Here is an 18,541-nt window from a genome sequence, read left to right as displayed (position 1 = left end):
CGGGCGCACCTGCGGGACGCTTCGGTCCAACGGCCGGCGATCTCTGCCGCGCCTCAGCCGTTCGGTCGGCGAGCGCAGGCCGAACGGCCGAGGTCGACATCGACGGCCAGGACGTACGGTCACCGGCATGAAACGGGGGCTGTTGGCAGGGTGGATAGAGGGCATGCCGTCGCGATACCGGGCACTGGCCCGGCAACAGTGGCCGCTGGCCTTGGCGCTGGGACTGTTCCTGCTGCTCCAGCTGGGCGCGCTCGGCTTCGGGCCGTCGGCGCAGATGGGAGTGGGTCTCTCGGCGGTGCTCGTGGTCACGGCCGTGGTGGCGCCGTTGCGGCCCTTCCGGGCGGCGATGGTCACCTCGCTGCTGCTGGTGGGCTTCGCGGTCCTCATGACGGCGGTCGGCGGCCACTCGACCCTGCAGTACAGCCTCGCGGGGCTCTGCGGCGCGATGGCGGTCCTGGCGTACTCGGTGCGCTACCTGGAGAAGGCGCAGGCCCGGCTGAGCGTCGTGACGCTGATCGTCTCCCTCGAGATGAGCATGGCGCCGGAGCTGGTCAGGCATGCGTCCGATCTCGGAGACCTGGTGCGGGGATTCCTGGCCCTGCAACTCTTCGCCGGTCTGATGGTGGTGCCGTCCCTGATCACGGGCCTGTACTTCCGAGGTGCCGACCGGGAGCGTGATCAGCGCACCGGGCGGAAGGTCCTCGCCGCTCAGCAGGCGGAGCGGATGGCGTTGGCCAGGGAATTGCACGACGTGGTCGCGCATCACGTGACCGGCATCGTGGTGCAGTCGCAGGCCGCCAGGATCGTGGCGGCGAACAATCCGGAGGCGGTCGCCAAGGCGCTGGAGCTGATCGAGCACAGCGGAACCGAGGCGCTGACGGCCATGCGCAGGCTGGTGGGGACGATGCGGGAGGGCACCGCACCCGGCGACTCCGCCGCCACGCAGGCGACGATGGACCTCGACTCCGACCTGCGGGCGCTCGTCGATCGCGCCGGGCGCAGCGGCATTCCCGCCCGGCTGGACGCCGTGCCCGGCGGTGACGTGCCGCCCGAGGTGGGCCGCTCGGTGCTGAGGCTGGTGCAGGAGGCGTTGACCAACTCCGGCAAGCACGCCAGGAACATCACCCTGGCGCTGGTCGCGGTGTATCGCACCGAGTCGGGTCTGCGGATCCTGGTGACCGACGACGGCGACGGCGGGGTGCAGGAGCCGGTCGGCGGCTCGGGTGGCTACGGTCTCATCGGGATGCGCGAGCGGGTCGATCTGCTCGGCGGCGAGTTCAGCGCGGGGCCGGGACCACACCACGGATGGCGGGTGGAGGTCCTGCTGCCCATGCAGGATGTTGAAGCGGAGTAGAACATGACGATCAGAGTGCTGATCGCCGACGACCAGGAGATGGTCCGCGCCGGGTTCCGGATGATCCTCGAGGCCCAGCCCGACATCGAGGTGGTCGCGGACGTTCCCAACGGCGTCGAGGCACTGCGTCGTGCCCAGGAGTTGCGGCCCGACGTCTGTCTGCTGGACATCAGGATGCCGGAGCTGGACGGCCTCGAGGTGGCGCGCAGACTGGCCGGTCCCGACGTCGCCGATCCGCTCAAGGTCGTGATCGTGACGACCTTCGACCTCGACGAGTATGTCGCGGCGGCGCTGGCGGGCGGGGCGAGCGGCTTCCTGTTGAAGGACGCGGGCCCCGCGCTGCTGGTGGAGGCGATCAAGGCTGCGGTGCGTGGCGACGCGCTGGTGTCTCCGCAGATCACCGTGCGGCTGCTGAAGCATTTCAGCGCCCCGGCCAAGTCGACCGTCCGTCAGCCCGTCGACGCGCTGACGGAACGCGAGATCGACGTGGTGCGCGAGGTGGCACGGGGCTGTACGAACACCGAGATCGGCGGCGAGCTGTTCATGTCGTTGTCCACGGTGAAGACCCATCTGGCGGCCGTCCAGCAGAAGCTCGGCGCCCGTAACCGGGTGGAGATCGCCGCCTGGGCCTGGCGCTCCGGGATGATGGCGGACGACTGACCGCGCTGGTCGAGGGGATCGGCGGACTCCGGGTCGCCTGCGCGGCCCGGAGGGGGTTCTCGACCGATCGTGATGCGGTGCCTGCTGCGGCGTTGCCTGCCGACGCAACTGCGCCGCTTCGTCATCGACGGTCGGTCCCCGGCCTGCCGATGCTCACCGAGCGCTAGCGAAATCCTCCGGCGGACCGTCGTCTGCGCCGCCGACGGACGTCGTGATCCGGCCGAGCGAACTCGACCTCGACGGTGCCCTCCTGACCGGTCTTTCGCCGCAGTCCGTTGATCTTCCACTTCGCTGCGGTCTCGGTCATCGCCGACGAAATCACTGTTCATAGAGCCCGCAGCCGTCGTCCGGTAGCGATCGTTCTGGCGTGAGCGATGACCAGGAATGGGGAGTCCCCTCGACCACCGACCGACTGACGACCCGTCGTCTGCGGCGGCCTGCCACTTCGGCCACCGCCATCCTGGTTGGTGGCTTGACACTGAGAGTGAGCGCCGAACATGATCGATCCTGTGAACAGTCCGGATCACGAGCAGGTGCCCTCGGCGGCGACCATACGGGCGTTGACCCGTCGGCTGGCCACCGAACAGCGGGACGGCCGGGTGCCCTCGGTGGTGGCCGGTCTCGTCCGGGACGAGACGACCGTCTGGACCGGCTCGCGGGGACGCGTGAACGACGCGACGCCCACGCCGCACACCCAGTACCGGATCGGCTCGATCACCAAGACCTTCATCGCCGTGCTGGTGCTGCGACTGCGTGACGAGGGCCTTCTGCAACTGTCGGACCCGGTCGAGAAGCACCTGCCCGGCACCACGTTCGGCGATCGCACCGTCGCGGCCCTGCTGGCGCACGCGGGCGGTCTGACCGCCGAGCCGCCCGGCCCGTGGTGGGAGCGGACCCAGGGCACCTCCTGGTCGGAGCTCGCCGACCGATTCAGCGCCGAGACCACCCCGCATCGAGCAGGCCGCAGGCACCACTACTCGAATCTCGGCTTCGCGGCGCTGGGCGAGATCGTGGCGCGTATCCGGGGCGAGGACTGGCTCGCCGCACTGGACCGCGAGATCCTCGTGCCGTTGGAGCTGACCCGCACCACGGCGATGCCCGTCGCCCCCCATGCACAGGGCTGGGCCGTGCACCCGTGGGCGGACGTGCTGCTGCCGGAGCCCGCGCACGACGGCGGCGCGATGGGACCGGCGGGCCAGCTCTGGTCGACGGTGACGGACATGCTCCGCTGGTCGACGTTCCTCGGCGGCGACACGGCCGAGGTCCTGCACCCGGACACCCTCGCCGAGATGTCCGACCCCGTGGTGGTCGAGGACGGGGACGGCTGGCGCTCCGGCCAGGGACTCGGACTCCAACTGCTGCGGCACCAGGGCAGGCGGCTCGTCGGACACGGCGGATCGATGCCAGGCTTCCTGTCCACGGTGTGGGCGGATCGCACCGAGAAGAGCGGCGTCGTGTTCCTGGCCAACGCCACCTCCGGCATCGGCGGCGCCCTGGCGATCGGCCTGCTCGACATCCTCGTCGAGCAGGAGCCGAGGGTGCCTGCCGAATGGCGGCCGCAGGCGACGCAGCCCGATCCGGAACTGCTGGCACTGACCGGCGAGTGGTACTGGGGCACTGCGGCGTACGTGCTCCGGCTGCTCCCCGACGGAATGCTGAACCTGACCCCGATGGGCGGCCGGGGACGCACCTCGCGGTTCCGGGCCGTCGACGACGGCTGGATCGGCCTGGACGGCTACTACGCGGGCGAACACCTGCGGGTGGTCCGTCGATCCGACGGCACGGTGAGCCACCTGGACCTGAACACGTTCATCTTCGCCAGGACGCCCTACGACCCGACGGCCCCGATCCCCGGTGACGTCGACCCGGGCGGCTGGCGCGGTTCGGCGACCTACTGAACCCCCGGGCGGCCCGCGCTCTAGGTCGTCGCGGCCTATAGGCCCGGTCGCCCGCCGGTCCGACGGCGGCACCCGCCTGCTGCGGATCGGCGAAGAACATCGAAACTCCGCGAGTCGTCGGACTCGCGTCTGGGGAGGAACCCGCGTCGTGTCGGCTCTGGACACACGACGCGGGTGACGGCGGGCTTGTCGCCACGATCAGATCTCGCACGGAGACCGCAGGGAGGTCTACCGTGACAGGCGTGAAGGTCACCGGACACGCGGCGTTACTGGCGGAGTTGCGTGCCGTGCTCGGGCGCGACGCCGTCCTGACCGATCCCGACGTCGTCGAGGGTTATCGACGGGACATGATGCCGCTCGCCTCGGCCGGGCACCCGTTGGCCGTGGTGCTGCCCGCCACCACCTCCGACGTGCAGCGCATCGTGCGAGCCGCTGCCGCCGCCGGGGTGTCCATCGTGCCGCGTGGCGCGGGCAGCGGGCTGTCGGGCGCCGCCAACGCGATCGACGGCTGTCTCGTGCTGTCCACCGCACGGATGCGGTCGATCGTGGAGATCGACGCGGACAATCGCGTGGCGGTGGTGGAACCGGGCGTGATCAATCTCCAACTGCGCGGTGCCGTCGAGAAGCACGGACTCTTCTATCCTCCCGACCCCTCCAGCTACGACTGGTGCACCATCGGCGGCAACCTGGCCACCAACGCGGGCGGGCTGTGCTGCGTCAAGTACGGCGTCACCACCGACTCCGTGCTGGGCCTGGAGGTGGTGCTCGCCGACGGCGAGCTGCTGCGCACCGGCCGACGCACCATGAAGGGCGTCGCGGGCTACGACCTCACCAAGCTGTTCGTCGGCAGCGAGGGCACGCTCGGCGTGATCACCAAGGCCACCCTCGCGCTGCGTCCGCTGCCCCAGGCACCCGCGACGCTGGTCGCGACCTTCGCCGCCACCGAGACGGCCGCCTCGGCGGTCAGCCGCATCGTCCGGGAGGGCATGGTGCCCTCGTTGTTGGAGATCATGGACGCCGTGTCGATCGACGCGGTGGAACGGCACTTGAACACCGAACTCGGCGCGGGAGCCGGCAGCGCCGCACTCCTGCTGGCCCAGTCGGATGTCGGCGGCGACGCCGGACGCGCCGAGATCGAGGCGCTCGAACGGGTCTGCACTGACAGCGGAGCCGAGTTCACCTACAGCACCGCCGACCTGGCCGAGGGACGCCTGCTGCTGGCGGCCCGCCGAGCGGTGCTGCCCGCGCTGGAGCTGCTCGGCCGAGGCCTGACCGACGACGTCTGCGTCCCGCGCACCCGGATCGGCGAGCTGATCAGCGGCTGCGCGGCCATCGCCGATCGGATCGGGCTGACGATCGCCGTGGTCGGCCATGCGGGCGACGGCAACATGCATCCCACGATCGTCTACGACCCCGACTCGGCGGCCCAGGAGGCGGCGGCCCGTCAGGCGTTCGACGAGATCCTGGCGCTGGGCCTGTCACTCGGCGGCACGATCACCGGCGAGCACGGCGTCGGCAAGATCAAGCAGGACTGGCTGGCGACGGAGATCGGCCCCGTCGGCCTCCGTGCCCATCGCGCGGTGAAGCGGGCCCTCGATCCGGAGAACCTCTTCAACCCTGGCTCGATGTTCTCGATGGACTGATCGGCGGCGATCGGGTGACGCCTGCGCACCGGAGTTCCAGCGCACCCGGAGTCCGGTGCGGCACAGTGTCCTTGAGGTCGCGCAGTCGCTAGAGCAGCGACACCAGTCCCGCCAACGTGCCTGCCAGCAGCCCCACCAGCAGGATCAGCAGCCAGCCGGTCCACCGGAGCGGCCTCGGCTCGTGCCTGCGTCGGCGCGGCGGGGCGGCCTCGGCCGGATGCGTGCCGGAACCGCCGCTGACCGCCTGCGCACGCAGCGCCTGGGACAGCAGCTGTTCCGGATCGCGGGCGGTGCTCACCATGGCACCGTAACCGACCCCGACGACGGCCGGGACCGCCGGCCGACGCTCGCCGTCCGGCGATCCGGCGGTGTCTCGACCCGGGCCGGCGCCCGACCGGTGCCGGACGCCGACGCGACTCAGCGTTCGACCACCTCACCGCGACGCAGCACGTTCCGAACGTGCAGCTGCTCGTCAAGGACCACCAGGTCCGCCCGGTGACCGGGGGCGATCTGCCCGATCTCCTTGTCCATGCCGAGCACGGCGGCGGGCCGCGCCGAGGCCGCGGCGACCGCCTCCTCGACGGTCAGGCCGCAGACCTCCACCAGGTTGCGAAACGCGACGTCCATGGTGAGGCTGCTCCCCGCCAGCGTGCCGCCGTCCAGCAGCGGCACCCCGTCGGTGACGGTCACTCGCAGGCCGCCCAGCTCGTACTGGCCGTCGCCCATTCCCGTGGCGGAGATCGCATCGGTGACCAGCACCGTCCGTGCAGGCCCTGCGTGCCGGGCGGCCAGCCGCACGGTGGTGGGATGCAGGTGCACCAGATCGCAGATCAGCTCCACGGTGACCCGCTCGTCGTCGAGCAGCGCTCCGATCGGCCCCGGCTCGCGATGGTGCAGCGGGCGCATCGCGTTGAACAGGTGAGTGGCGACGGTGGCGCCTGCGGCGACGGCGGGCAGCACCTGCTCCTCGACCGCATCGGTGTGTCCGAGCGCCGCGATCGCACCGCCGTCGACGAGCTGGCCGACCGCTCGGACGGCGCCGTCCAGTTCGGGCGCCAGCGTCACCATGCGCACCGACCCACGCCCGGCCGTCAGCAGCCGGGCCACCGCGTCGCGGTCGGGCGGCAGCAGCAGCTCCGGCGCGTGCGCTCCGCAGCGGGCGGCGGACAGGAAGGGGCCTTCCAGATGGATGCCCGCGAGCAGGTCGTCCTCGACCAGCTCGGCGAGACTGCCGACCTGTCGGGCCAGCTCGGGCACCGAGGCCGAGACGAGGCTGCCGAGCATCGTGGTGGTGCCCCTGGCGCGGTGCGTGCGGATCGCCGTCTCGACCCGCTCCGCAGAGCCGCCGCTGAAGGACTCGCCTCCGCCGCCGTGGCAGTGGATGTCGACGAAACCCGGCACCACCCAGGCGCCGTCCACGGCCTCGGTGCGCGCCGCCGAGGGCGCGACACCCTGCCCGACCTCGACCAGTCGCCCGGCCGCGATGGCCACCCAGCCGTCGTCGAGCACTCCCTCGGCGGTGACGACGCGACCGCCGGACAGCACCAGGTCGACCTCGGTGCGGGGGGCGGTGGTGTGAGCCTGAGTCATCGGTCCTCCTGAATGCCTGCTGCCAACAGTGCCGCGCCGAGGCATCCCGCCTCGTCCCCGAGCTCGGCGGTGCGAAGCACGGGGACGCGCTGGAACGAGATCAACGCGGTGAGTCTCTCGCGCAGCGGGGCGACGAGCAGGTCGCCCGACAACGCGAGGCCGCCGCCCAGCACGATCACCTCCGGGGCGAGCAGCGTGACGAGCAGCAGAATCCCCCTGGCCAGCCCGTCCAGCGCGTCGTTCCACACTTCGACGGCCGCGGGATCGCCCGCCTCGACCTGGACGGCCACCTCGGCGGCGCCGGACACCGGCCGTCCGACCCGCTCGGCGTAGCGGCGGGTCAGGGCGGCGGAGGACGCCACCGCTTCGACGCAGCCGACGGCTCCGCAGGTGCAGCGTTCGTGGTGGCCGATGTCGACGTGGCCGATCTCCCCGGCGAAGCCGCCGCCGCGCAGCATCCTGCCGTCGACGAGCAGCGCCGCCGCGATGCCGGTGCCGATCGGCAGGACCACCGCGTCGCGACAGCCTCGGGCCGCGCCGAGCCGGACCTCGGCCAGGCCGCTCGCGCGAATGTCGTGACCGAAGGCGACCGGGAGATCGGTCCTGGCCCGCAGCAGCTCGCGCAGCGGCGCGTCTTGCCAGCCGAGATTCGCCGAGTAGACCGCGACGCCGCGATCCTCGTCGACGATGCCGGGCACCGCGACGCCCGCCGCGTGGACCGGGCCGTCGGCCTCGGCACGCAGCTCGTCGATCAGCTCGCTCACCGCCTCGATGACGAGTTCGGCCGTCCGAGCCCCGGCGGCGGCCCTGGCGTCGTCCGGGGCGTTCTCGTCGATCGCGGCGCGTGGCGTGCGTCGTCGTCGACGGAGGAGCGCGACGGCGCTCTCGGGGCCGACGGAGACGAGCGCGGCCTTGATGTCGGTGCCGCCGACGTCGACGGCGACCACCTGACGGGTGTCCTCACGGGTGATGCCCACGAGGAGGATCCTGCGGCACGTACCCCACATTGGTCTATACAACCCACGAAAGATCTGGGTTCGTCACCGAATCGGCAGGATGTCGCCTCCCGTCGGATTCGGCGGTCGAGCACACCGCAGGGAACGGCGGGTGAGCCGGATCAGACCCGGTGTCCGCGCGCCGTCCTCACGATTCCCCGCCGTCGGCGGACCGGGTGATCTGCCCTGTGAGCAGGCGCGATGTCCGGATCGCCCCGCTCGGCCGCCGACGAGGTCTGCTCAGGTCGACGGCCGGGCCCCGACCGATGGGGACCCCGTGCCGCCGGGCTCAGCGCCCGGAACGGATGATCGCCTGGAGGGCGTCCAGCGCGCGGGACGCGGTGGACTTCACGGTGCCTCGGGAGATGCCGGTCGCCTCGGCGATCTCGGCCTCGGAGAGGTCTCCGTAGTAGCGCAGCACCAGTACCTCGCGCTGTCTCGGCGGAAGCTGGGCGAGTGCGCGCACCACGGTCTGATGTTCGGCGGTCAGCATGGCCAGCGACTCGGCGGAGCGGGCGTTCGGGTTGTGGGGCGGTGTGTACTCCCGGGCGGTCTTACGCCTGCGCAGCACCGAGCGGCTGCCGTTGACCACGGCGGTGCGCAGGTAGCCCACTGCCGCGGTGGCGTCTCGCAGCCCGGACCAGTTGCGATGCAGGCCGGTGAAGGCCTCCTGGACCACGTCCTCCGCAGTGGAGATGTCGTCGACCAGCAGGATCGCCAGGCGCACCATGCGCATCCGGTGCTGTCGGTAGAGATCTTCGAGCGTCAGCGGCTGCTGTTCCCCGGAGCGTGGCAAGGGCGAGTCGAGCGTTCTGAGATGGCCGAACGTCCGTTCGACCGGGTTGTTCCTGCCATCGCCGACGCCTGGGTGGAATCTGTCCGCCGCCACTCGAGCAAGGTACCCAGGAGGCCGCTCCCCGTCGTAGGCAGTGCGAGCTCGTGCCCAGGACTGCCGGACTTCGTCACACCTTCGTCAGCTCCCCGTGACCGAATGGACACATGGTGTGGATGCTGTCAACAGGATCTCGGCCCTTTCGGGGCCGCACGACGGCGGGTTCGGCACGCCGAAAGGGTCTCTTTCGGGTCACTACTGCGCGGTAGCACCGCGTCGAGGTCCCGGCCGTCGCGTCGCAGGCGGCTGCCGCGACGGAGTCTGGCCGCTGATGACCTGGAGTTTGCCGATCGGCGGTCGAGATCATTTATTCGAGTCGGCTCATCCTGCCATTTCGGTGAATTCGCGCAACTCCGAGTCAGATTCACCTCGTGGAGCTAACTGGCATGGGTGGTGTGGCGGCGGTACCGGCGCGGGGTCAACATTGTGCTCGGTTGGGATTCGGGACCAGCCGGTCGGAGAAAATCAATACGGAGGTCAGACCGTGCAGATTCGTAAGATGCTCGCCAAGACGCTCATTGCAGGCGCCATCGTGGTGGCCCCCGTTCTTGCCGCGACCCCCGCCATGGCGGGCGAGTACGACAAGGGCCACGACGACAAGGGCAAGGGACAGGAGTTCCGCCTCGACGTCGGCGAGTGGAACACCTACAAGGTCTACAGCGACCTCGAGGTCAAGGTCGACTTCAAGACCGGCTTCGAGTTCGAGGGTGGCGACTTCGCGTTCGCCTCGATCGACTTCTGATCGATCTCATGGCGCGCTGAAAATGATCTCGATGAATCAGCTCCTCGGTTCATCGAGATCATTTTTTTATGCCGGCAGGTCGGCCTTCTGATCATTTTCTTCTGATCAATTCGATGCCGAATCGACTGCCGCGTTCCAAGTGGTCTCCGGCGGCTCGATCCGGTTGATCGAATTACTGCTTCTCGGCTGCCGTCGGGTCTCCGGCAGCGATTGATCGACATTTTCTCCGCTGGTCGCGCACCCGCGTCAGGCTGCCCCGCCGGGTGCCGTCGTCTCTGGCGGCTCGCCATTCTCGGACCGTTTCCGGCGGCAGGCTCGGCACGCCCCGAGATCCTCGGTCTGCGTCGGCTGCGGAGGCCCTCGGTTCCGGCCTGCCCGCGCGGCCTCGCACCGCCGACGCAGCGACGGCGGGCCTGCCGAGCGGCGGTAGCGTCGACTCCCGTCAGGACACGCTGTCGACATCGCGGGAGAGACAACGGCATGGCCAGATTCGCAGTCCAGCTCGTCTTCACCTCGGACACCGAGCGGCGGCTCGGCGTCCGCCCGGCGCATCGGGACTACCTCACCACGCTCGCGGAGAAGGGTTCGCTGCTCGTAGCGGGCCCCTGGGCGGACGACACCGGCGCGCTGCTCGTGTACGACGTGGCAGACGAGAACGAGCTGCAGCGACTGCTGCACGAGGACCCCTACTGGCCCGCCGAAGTGGTCGCCGAGGTGATCATCAGGGAGTGGACCCCGCTGATCGGGGCGTGGTTAACGGCTACCTGACGGCGTGTCGTTGTCGACGCGCCGAGGGAGCGGCGAGTCAGGGCTCGAATCAGGACAATCCCTGAGCCGACCGATGGTCACAGCGTCAACAATCGTCGGCATGCGTGACGCGACTGTGGCCGACACTGATCATTGGCCGGCTCCTGCCGTGCGAGCGGTGGCCGGGCTCTCCTTACTGGGAATCCTGCTCTCCGCCATCGCCTTCACCGCGATGCACGTCGGCTTCGGCGACGGTTTCGACGCCGTCAGTCAGACGCTCAGCGAACTCGTCTACGTCGAGGGCGGCGCGTCGCTGATCCCGATCAGCATGGTCACGCTGGGCCTCGGCTCGCTCGTGCTGCTGCCGCTGCTGCGCGGCAGCGGCGCGCTCGACGGCAGGCTGCTGCCGGTGCTGGTCGGCCTCTGGGGCGTCGGCCTCGTCCTCTGCGCGTTCTTCCCGGCCGACCTGCCCGACGCGGCACTCACCTTCTCCGGCTGGACGCATCGGCTCTCCGCCTGCATCGCGTTCCTGAGCCTGGCCGTCGCCGGGCTGATCATGTCGGAGCGCTTCCGCGACCATGCGATCTGGCGGCCGGTCGCGGGCTGGACCCGAGTGCTCGGGGGTCTGACCTTCGTCCAGTTCATCGTCTTCCTGCTCGCCTCGATGCCGATCGTCACGCCCCGGCTGTGGGGCGCACAGCTCTTCGCCGACTTCCTCGTCCGAGGCTTCGTCGAGCGCACCATGCTCGGTACCCAGGTCGCGATGCTGGTGCTCTGGATCGGCAGGCTGATCTACCTGACCCAGGCGCGTCGGGTGCCCGCCGCCTTCGTGACGGCCGCGCGGGCGCCGGAGCCGGGTCCCGAGTTCCTCGCCGCGTCCGACGCGGTGAAGCCCGAGCCGAGCCTCGTCGGCGCCGTCACCGCAGGTGCGGCGGCCGGAGCGGGGTCGGGCGTGCCTGCTGCGGAGGGCCAGGAGATCGAGCGGATCGCGCTGGATCGATCCACTCGGGAGGAGTTGCTGGTCGCGACGGGGGCGGATGATCCTCAGCCGGCAGGAGACCGCGAGCGGGTCTGATCGTAGGATGCTCACCGGGTAGCCGAACGACAGCCATCAGCGCGGACACGCTGCGCCGGGCACCACAGGAGGAAGACCGATGCCCATCGCAACCCCCGAGGTCTACGCGGAGATGCTTGACCGGGCCAAGGCGAACGAGTTCGCCTACCCGGCCATCAACGTCACCTCGTCCGAGACCCTCAACGCGGCATTGCGCGGACTCGCGGAAGCCGAGAGCGACGGCATCATCCAGGTGTCGACCGGCGGCGCGGAGTTCGCCTCCGGCACCAAGGTCAAGGACATGGTCACCGGTGCCACGGCCCTGGCCGAGTTCGCTCACGTCGTCGCCGCGAAGTATCCGGTGAACATCGCGTTGCACACCGACCACTGCCCCAAGGACAAGCTGGACGGCTTCGTCCGGCCGCTGCTGGCGATCAGCCAGGAGCGCGTCGACCGGGGCGAGAACCCGCTGTTCCAGTCGCACATGTGGGACGGCTCCGCGGTGCCGGTCGACGAGAACCTGGAGATCGCCGCCGACCTGCTCGCCCTCTCGGCGAAGGCCAAGATCGTCCTGGAGATCGAGGTCGGCGTCGTCGGCGGCGAAGAGGACGGCGTCGACAACGAGATCAACGACAAGCTGTACACCTCGCCGGAGGACTACCTCAAGACGCTCGACGCACTGGGCAGCGGCGACCGAGGCCGCTACCTGCTCGCGGCGACCTTCGGCAACGTGCACGGCGTCTACAAGCCGGGCAACGTGAAGCTGCGTCCGGAGATCCTCAAGCAGGGCCAGGACGTCGTCTCCGAGAAGCTCGGCCTGCCCGCGGGCTCGAAGCCGTTCGACCTGGTCTTCCACGGCGGCTCCGGCTCGCTGCTCTCGGAGATCCACGAGTCGCTGAGCTACGGCGTGGTGAAGATGAACATCGACACCGACACGCAGTACGCCTTCACCCGTCCGATCGTCAGCCACATGTTCGCCAACTACGACGGCGTGCTGAAGATCGACGGCGAGGTCGGGAACAAGAAGGTCTACGACCCGCGCAGCTACCTCAAGGCCGCCGAGCAGGGCATGGCGGCTCGGGTGGCGCACGCGTGCGAGAACCTGCGGTCCGCAGGCCGCATGCTCGCGGGCTGACCCGCACCGCATCGACGCAAGGCTTTTGACGGGGGCGTCTCGGCGAAACAGGCCGAGGCGCCCCCGCTCGCGTGTTCGGTCGGGGACCTGCCGACCGAGGCGGGAACGCCGCTGATCCTCGGTGGTGTCGAGCGGGACGTTGTGCGGCGTCCGCCCGGCGTCGAGCCGGTGACGGAGGCGACCGAGGGACGCCGAGGCGACCGTTGGCAGAATGAGGTCATGACCCACGCGAACCTGCTCGGCCCGGAGCCCACCCTGCTGCCCGACCTGCCGGGGCCGCAGCAGGAGTTGGACGCAGGCACCGACCCCGCGACGGTGGCCGCGCAGCACCCGACCTTCAGCGAGGCCTGGGCCGCGCTGGCCGAGGCGGCACTGGCCGCCGACGAGTCGGTGGCCGCTTACGCATACGCGCGCACCGGCTACCACCGGGGCCTCGACGCGCTGCGCCGAGCAGGCTGGAAGGGACACGGACCGGTGCCGTGGGAGCACCGACCCAATCAGGGCTTCCTCCGGTGCCTCGCCGCACTGGCCAGGGCCGCGGGCGCGATCGGCGAGGACGACGAGCACCAGCGCTGCCTGACGTTCCTCGCGGACTCCGACCCGAAGGCGCCCGCCGCCGTCGGACTGGCCTGAGTCGATGGCGGACAGCTCCTATGACTTCCACACCCGCTGGCTGATCCCGGCGCCGGTCGGGGAGGTGGCGGACACCCTCTTCGACCCGGCCGACCTGTCTCGATGGTGGCCGTCGGTCTATCTGGACGTCCAGACGCTGCGGCGCGCCGAGGACGGCGGGGTCGGCTCGTCCTATGAGCTGTTCACCACCGGCAGGCTGCCCTACACCCTGCGGTGGCAGCTCCACGTCGAGTCGGTCGCCGAGCACGGCTGCTCCTTCACCGCCACCGGCGACTTCGTCGGCCGAGGCGTGTGGCGGCTGGTCGAGCTCGGCGACGAGAAGACCCAGGTGGACTTCACCTGGAAGATCCGTGCGGACAAGCCCCTGTTACGGAGCAGCCCGAGCTGGCTGAAGCCGGTCTTCGAGGCCAACCACGACTGGGCGATGCGGATGGGCGAGGAGAGCCTGGTGCTCGAACTCCGGCGCCGGGCCGGGGACGCCGTTCCGCCGCCCCGCCCCCCGACTCCGACCTCGTCGGTGCTGATCGCCGCAGGGGGAGCGGTTGCACTGACGGCCTGCGCGGCCGTCCTCGTCAGACGAGCGGGGGCCCGACGCAGCGCGCGTCACCCGCGTTCCGGCGGCTAGTCGTCCTGCGGATCTTGCCAGGGGGCGGACAATCGACCCGTGGACCGGGTGAGTGTGGAGGCGACACGGCGGTTGCGCAGACTGCTGCGCAACCTGATCCCCGTGTTGCAGTGCTCCATCGCGGCGGGGATCGCCTGGTTCATCGCCTTCCACGTCATCGGACACGAACGGCCGTTCTTCGCCCCCATCGCGGCGGTGATCAGCCTGGGCGTGTCGCTGGGCGAGCGGCTGCGCCGGTCGGCCGAACTGGTCGTCGGGGTCAGCGTCGGCATCCTCGTCGGCGACCTGCTGATCTCGGTGATCGGTTCCGGAACCTGGCAGATCGCGTTGGTCGTCGCGCTGGCGATGTCGGTGGCCGTGCTGCTCGACAGTGGGACGGTCATCGCCATGCAGGCGGGCTCCTCCGCCGTGCTGATCGCCACTCTGCTGCCCCCCGGCGCCGTCGGCGGCTTCGACCGCTTCATCGACGCGCTGGTGGGCGGGCTGGTGGGCCTGGCGGTCGCGGCGCTGCTCCCCGCCAATCCGCTGGCCGTCGTCCACCAGAAGGGCCGGGTGGTCCTCGGCGTGCTCGCCGACGCGCTGCGCGCCACGGCGGTGGCGGTGTCCATCGGCGATCCGGCACGGGCGGGCGCCGTGCTGTCCAGCGCGCGGGACGCCCAGGACACCGTCGAGGAGTTCACCACCGCGCTCGCGGCGGGTACCGAGATCGCGAAGATCTCGCCGCTGCGCTGGCGACGTCGCGCGGACCTCGATCGGTACCAGAAGGCCGCAGTGCGGCTGGATCACGCGCTGCGCAACACCAGGGTGCTGGCGCGGCGCGCTCAGGCCGCGCTGCGCGACGGCGAACGGGTGCCGGAACGGCTGCCCATCCTCCTCGAACAGCTCGCGGGCGCCGTCGTCCTGCTCCGAGACGAGTTGTCGGCGGGCCGGGACCCCGTCCAGGCCAGGGCCGCCACTCGGGCGGTCGCCCGGCTGTCGGCGGCCGATCTCATCGGCGCGAGCGGCTTCTCCATGCGGGTCGTCATCGCCCAGTTGCGGTCGATCTCGGTGGACCTGTTGCAGGCAGGGGGTCTCAGCCGCGACGAGGCGGTGGCGGTGCTGCCGCCGCTGCGCAGTGGCCGCACTGACGAGTGACCTTGCGGGCGGGTTCGGAGCAGCAGCGGTGCGGGCCTGCGGCGGCAGTGGGCCTGTCGCCGGTGCAGGCTCGGCGCCGGAGCGGGCTTTCGGACCGCGATGACTGAGAGCGGCGATCCGGCGTTCGCGACCGGCCGCCGTCGGGCCTGAGCAGGACGCCGGGCCGATGAGGACGCCGGATCTCGGGCTGATGCCCAGGAGCGTCGTCGCGCCCGTCTCCGGCCGCCTGCCCCTTTCCGACCGGGCCACGCAGCGGGGCGACGACGTTCCGCGGCCGTAGTCCTCGGTGCACGCCCGCCGACGACACGCCAGGGCACGGCTGCGAGCGATGGGCTCATGAGCCGCCTCGGACGGCTACCGTGGCGTTCGACGTCCCGCGCGGCCGTGCGAGACGGACGAGACGTCGGGCAGCGGAGGAGACTCCCATGGCGGAACTGTGCACGAAGATCACGGTGGCTCGGGGCGGCGTGATGACCGACGAGGTCGGCGTGATCACCGGCGAGCTGGAACTCTGCACCTCGTGTGACGAGAACGGTCAGGTACGGGTCTCCGTGCGCTACCTGGGCGCCGACGAGTTGTACGCCCTCTCGGCGGCCGGCTGCACGCTGCACGATGCCCGCGATCACCAGGCCCTGCATCAGTCCCTCGTCGGCGTGTTGAATCGGCCCGAGGGCTGATCCGGCCGATTCCGCCGATGCGCCCGGCCTCGCGGGCGAAGCCGACGGGAGCGTGGTGCCGGGGTGCCGACGACTGCGGTGCCCTCCGGACGTCTCCCGCGAGGTCGGGCGACTTCGTGCCGGGACCCCTGCCGATGCTGATCCCGACCTGTCCGAGGAGGTGGGCCGGGCCCGCGACGGCATCGCGTGGCCCGGCCCCAACGTGCTCAGCAGGTCGAACTCAGCAGGTGTCGAGCAGACCGGTGAGTGCGGAGCGCTCGCTGGAGGTCACCGTCAGATCCCAGGCGTGCTTGCTGCCGATCCAGATCCGGGCGTAGGTGCAGTGATAGGCGGTGCGCGGCGGGACCCACTCGTCGGGCGTCTGGTCGCCCTTCGAGCTGTTCACGCTGCCGGTGACGGCGATCAGCTGCGGGTTGGTGAGGTCGTTGGCGAAGGCGGTCCGGCGGGAGGCGCTCCAGGAGGACGCCCCGGACCGCCACGCGGCGGCCAGCGGCACGACGTGATCGATGCTGATCTCCGAGGGCACGGTCCGCGTCTGGCCGTCGAACTCGCTGTACCAGCTGCCGGAGGTCGGGTAGCAGTCGTTGCCCACCTGCACGTTGTCACCGTCGCGCCGCAGCACCATCTCGCGGGTGTTGCAGTTGCCCTCCACGGCATTCCAGTGGGGGAACAGATCGCGGGAGTAACCGTCCATCGAGCCTTCCGGGGCCACGGTCAGCGAGGCGAGCTGACTGCGGGCGGTCGCCTCGCTCGGGATTCCCGGCGGTGCGGCGGAGGCGGGCCCCTGTAGGGCAAGCGACAGCAGAGAGGTCAGTAGGGCGAGCAGGCTCAGCCTGCGTAACCGGGTCGAACGGCGAGACGTCATCGGGCGCTCCTATCCCCGTCGTGGGAAGACCCGTCCACCGTTACCTGTCCACATTGATCTGGCAAGACCCGTGAATGAACAACGGATCACCGCGCGCGGAAGAGTCGTGCCGGGGTGGCAGGCAGCCGACGCGCCGGATCTCGCGGCGGTCGCCTGCCGGGCAGCGTCGATGTCGAGCGCACCGTCGAGGACCCTGGGAACCTCGCCGCCCGGCTCCGGTGGGGCTGCTCGGGTGCCGACGCGGGGCTCGGGGGCGCCGAGCGCCGCTACTGCGCGTCGATCACCGAACCGCTCCGCACCGGCACGAAGATCGGTCCCGAGCCGTGGAGTACGCCTCAGGTAGCCGCCCAAGGCAAGTTTTTTGATAGTTTCCGGGTGTCGGGTAGCGCAAAACTAAAGTTAGTTTGTAGTTGGCTGTCCATTCCCTGCTGGAGTGCCTGGTGCTCAGGGATCGGATCATCGGGCAAGGGAACCACCGCGCGAACCCGGCTTGAAACGACTACCCGAACACCTGGCGATCGGCCGAATGCCTCGGCGCGGTCGGGCTCCGATGAGAACGGCCGGTGGCGGATTGTTCGTTCACACTCCGGCGCCCCGCCCGCTCGTCGGTCGGATCAGGCGCTGCGCGCAGAGGGACGCTCCCAATGCGAGCAGCGCGAGAGCGGCGGCCAAGAGGCTGACATACCGGCTGCCGAGGAGTTCGATTCCGGCGCCTCCGACGAGCCCGGACATCGCGATTGCCAGGTACAGCACGCTCTGGTTCAACGAGATCACGATCGGGGTGGCATCGGGCCGTAGGCCGATCAGCCGATGCTGCTGGGGGGTGGTGATCGCGAAGGCGCCCACCACGTAGAACCCGACGACCGCGAGCGCGGCGCCGAAATGCCCGACCGCCAAGGGCACTACGAGCAGCCCCGCCGTCAACCAGCTGAGCGCGACAGCGACCACACGAGCGCCGCCGAGACGATCGGTCAGGAATCCGGCGGCGAGATTGCCGACCGCACCGGCGATGCCGCCGGTGAGCATCAGCACCGCCAGTGCCACGCCGCTGCCGCCGGTTGCCGGAGCGTAGATGACGCCGATGTAGGTGTAGGGGACGAATACTGCTGTGAAAGCCACCAATGTCGTCACCAGCAGCAACAAGACGCGACGGTCTCCCAGCGGGCGGAGTTGCGCACGAAGCCCACCGGCCGAGGGAACGTGCAGGTGCTTGGGCACGAGCACCCAGACGCCGACCAGACCGGTGACCGCCAGGGCGGCGGTGAACCACATGGTCGCCCGCCAGTCCAGCAGCCCGCCCAAAGCGGTGCCGATCGGAGCACCGAAAGCCACCGCGGCGGTGAAGCCGGTCACCACCAGCGCAATCGCCCGGCCCTGCAAGCGCGGCGCGACCAAGGTCGCGGCGGTCACCGAGGCGTTCGGGATGAACAACCCCACCCCGGCTGCGGCCACGATCTGGGCGGCGAGGATCTGACCGTAGGAACCGGCCAACGCCGTGCCGACCGCTCCGAGTAGATAGATGACCGTCGCCGTCACTAAGACGGTGCGACGCCGCCACGCCGCCGTCAGCGCGGTCAGCACCGGCGCGCTCACCGCGCACGTCAGCGCGAACACCGTCACGATCTGCCCCGCGCCTGCCACGGAGATCTCAAATGCCTCGACCAGCATCGGCAGCAGCCCGGCCAACACGAACTCGCCGGTGCCGACCGCGAACACACCCAGGGCCAGGACCGCCACCCGTCCCATTCCTCCGGAAGAGGTCTGCTCGCTCAGAGCCTGCGGAGGGTGCGTCATGCGCTGCGTCCTTCCCTGCGCGGAGTGGGTCGACACGACCATCCGCACTGCTAAAATGGTACCGATCGGTGCCGTTTTTGGACGGTACTGATCGGTACCGTCT

At 70.3% G+C, this 18,541-nt stretch carries 19 protein-coding genes; 12 read left to right on the top strand and 7 right to left on the bottom strand.

Annotation, left to right across the window (positions count from 1 at the left end):
* Positions 1 to 127: 127 nt before the first annotated feature.
* Complete coding sequence (locus UA74_RS29695) at positions 128 to 1,354, top strand: sensor histidine kinase (protein ID WP_083683815.1); 1,227 nt, start codon at positions 128 to 130, stop codon at positions 1,352 to 1,354.
* A gap of 3 nt (positions 1,355 to 1,357) precedes the next feature.
* The gene (locus UA74_RS29690; protein WP_075743121.1) at positions 1,358 to 2,014 is read left to right on the top strand and encodes a response regulator; all 657 of its coding nucleotides are present in this window, start codon (positions 1,358 to 1,360) and stop codon (positions 2,012 to 2,014) included.
* Between the two features lie 163 nt (positions 2,015 to 2,177).
* Here the strand turns inward: UA74_RS29690 and UA74_RS32580 are convergent, their stop codons facing one another.
* Complete coding sequence (locus UA74_RS32580; RefSeq protein ID WP_157434513.1) at positions 2,178 to 2,321, bottom strand: hypothetical protein; 144 nt, start codon at positions 2,319 to 2,321, stop codon at positions 2,178 to 2,180.
* A 190-nt stretch (positions 2,322 to 2,511) separates the two neighbouring features.
* On the opposite strand from UA74_RS32580, the gene UA74_RS29685 reads away from it, so the two are divergent.
* Together UA74_RS29685 and UA74_RS29680 are read left to right on the top strand one after the other, a co-directional pair.
* Positions 2,512 to 3,912 (top strand): serine hydrolase domain-containing protein, encoded by a 1,401-nt coding sequence (locus UA74_RS29685; protein ID WP_075743120.1) that lies wholly within the window; start codon positions 2,512 to 2,514, stop codon positions 3,910 to 3,912.
* Between the two features lie 233 nt (positions 3,913 to 4,145).
* Positions 4,146 to 5,555, top strand: a complete 1,410-nt coding sequence (locus UA74_RS29680) for an FAD-binding oxidoreductase (protein WP_232237557.1) — start codon at positions 4,146 to 4,148, stop codon at positions 5,553 to 5,555.
* Positions 5,556 to 5,643: 88 nt separating this feature from the next.
* Here UA74_RS29680 and UA74_RS29675 read toward each other — a convergent pair whose 3' ends face one another.
* From UA74_RS29675 to UA74_RS29660, 4 genes are all read right to left on the bottom strand, one after another.
* Entirely contained in the window at positions 5,644 to 5,856 is a 213-nt protein-coding gene (locus tag UA74_RS29675; RefSeq protein WP_075743119.1) for a hypothetical protein, read from the bottom strand.
* A 116-nt stretch (positions 5,857 to 5,972) separates the two neighbouring features.
* Entirely contained in the window at positions 5,973 to 7,145 is a 1,173-nt protein-coding gene (nagA, locus tag UA74_RS29670) for an N-acetylglucosamine-6-phosphate deacetylase (RefSeq protein ID WP_075743118.1), read from the bottom strand.
* Entirely contained in the window at positions 7,142 to 8,122 is a 981-nt protein-coding gene (locus UA74_RS29665) for an ROK family protein (RefSeq protein ID WP_232237556.1), read from the bottom strand. Before UA74_RS29665 ends, nagA begins: the two co-directional genes overlap by 4 nt.
* A gap of 307 nt (positions 8,123 to 8,429) precedes the next feature.
* Positions 8,430 to 9,029 carry a SigE family RNA polymerase sigma factor gene (locus UA74_RS29660; RefSeq protein WP_075743117.1) on the bottom strand — a complete coding sequence of 200 codons (600 nt, stop codon included), beginning with the start codon at positions 9,027 to 9,029 and terminating at the stop codon, positions 8,430 to 8,432.
* A 487-nt stretch (positions 9,030 to 9,516) separates the two neighbouring features.
* On the opposite strand from UA74_RS29660, the gene UA74_RS29655 reads away from it, so the two are divergent.
* The 8 genes from UA74_RS29655 (at position 9,517) to UA74_RS29620 (ending at position 15,779) form a co-directional block, all read left to right on the top strand.
* Positions 9,517 to 9,774: a hypothetical protein gene (locus UA74_RS29655; protein ID WP_157434512.1), complete on the top strand. Its 258-nt coding sequence runs from the start codon at positions 9,517 to 9,519 to the stop codon at positions 9,772 to 9,774.
* 480 nt (positions 9,775 to 10,254) lie between these two features.
* The gene (locus UA74_RS29650) at positions 10,255 to 10,542 is read left to right on the top strand and encodes a YciI family protein (protein WP_075743115.1); all 288 of its coding nucleotides are present in this window, start codon (positions 10,255 to 10,257) and stop codon (positions 10,540 to 10,542) included.
* Positions 10,543 to 10,642: 100 nt separating this feature from the next.
* On the top strand, positions 10,643 to 11,596 hold the full coding sequence (locus tag UA74_RS29645) for a DUF998 domain-containing protein (RefSeq protein ID WP_198042881.1): 954 nt from the start codon (positions 10,643 to 10,645) through the stop codon (positions 11,594 to 11,596).
* Positions 11,597 to 11,675: 79 nt separating this feature from the next.
* Positions 11,676 to 12,710: a class II fructose-bisphosphate aldolase gene (fbaA, locus tag UA74_RS29640; protein ID WP_075743113.1), complete on the top strand. Its 1,035-nt coding sequence runs from the start codon at positions 11,676 to 11,678 to the stop codon at positions 12,708 to 12,710.
* Positions 12,711 to 12,929: 219 nt separating this feature from the next.
* On the top strand, positions 12,930 to 13,343 hold the full coding sequence (locus tag UA74_RS29635) for a DUF3151 domain-containing protein (RefSeq protein ID WP_075744385.1): 414 nt from the start codon (positions 12,930 to 12,932) through the stop codon (positions 13,341 to 13,343).
* 4 nt (positions 13,344 to 13,347) lie between these two features.
* Positions 13,348 to 13,968, top strand: a complete 621-nt coding sequence (locus tag UA74_RS29630; RefSeq protein ID WP_075743112.1) for an SRPBCC family protein — start codon at positions 13,348 to 13,350, stop codon at positions 13,966 to 13,968.
* A gap of 39 nt (positions 13,969 to 14,007) precedes the next feature.
* On the top strand, positions 14,008 to 15,102 hold the full coding sequence (locus UA74_RS29625; RefSeq protein ID WP_232237555.1) for an FUSC family protein: 1,095 nt from the start codon (positions 14,008 to 14,010) through the stop codon (positions 15,100 to 15,102).
* 425 nt (positions 15,103 to 15,527) lie between these two features.
* Positions 15,528 to 15,779, top strand: a complete 252-nt coding sequence (locus UA74_RS29620) for a hypothetical protein (protein ID WP_075743111.1) — start codon at positions 15,528 to 15,530, stop codon at positions 15,777 to 15,779.
* 220 nt (positions 15,780 to 15,999) lie between these two features.
* On the opposite strand, the gene UA74_RS29615 is transcribed toward UA74_RS29620, so the two are convergent.
* Positions 16,000 to 16,644, bottom strand: a complete 645-nt coding sequence (locus UA74_RS29615) for an HNH endonuclease family protein (RefSeq protein WP_075743110.1) — start codon at positions 16,642 to 16,644, stop codon at positions 16,000 to 16,002.
* A 579-nt stretch (positions 16,645 to 17,223) separates the two neighbouring features.
* A complete protein-coding gene (locus UA74_RS29610) occupies positions 17,224 to 18,438 on the bottom strand; it encodes an MFS transporter (protein ID WP_232237554.1) in 1,215 nt (404 codons plus the stop codon).
* Between the last annotated feature and the right edge of the window lie 103 nt (positions 18,439 to 18,541).

It is taken from the genome of Actinoalloteichus fjordicus (assembly GCF_001941625.1).
GTDB lineage: Bacteria > Actinomycetota > Actinomycetes > Mycobacteriales > Pseudonocardiaceae > Actinoalloteichus_A > Actinoalloteichus_A fjordicus.
Note: the sequence above shows the minus strand (reverse complement) of the source record. Positions and strands in the feature narration are given on the sequence as shown.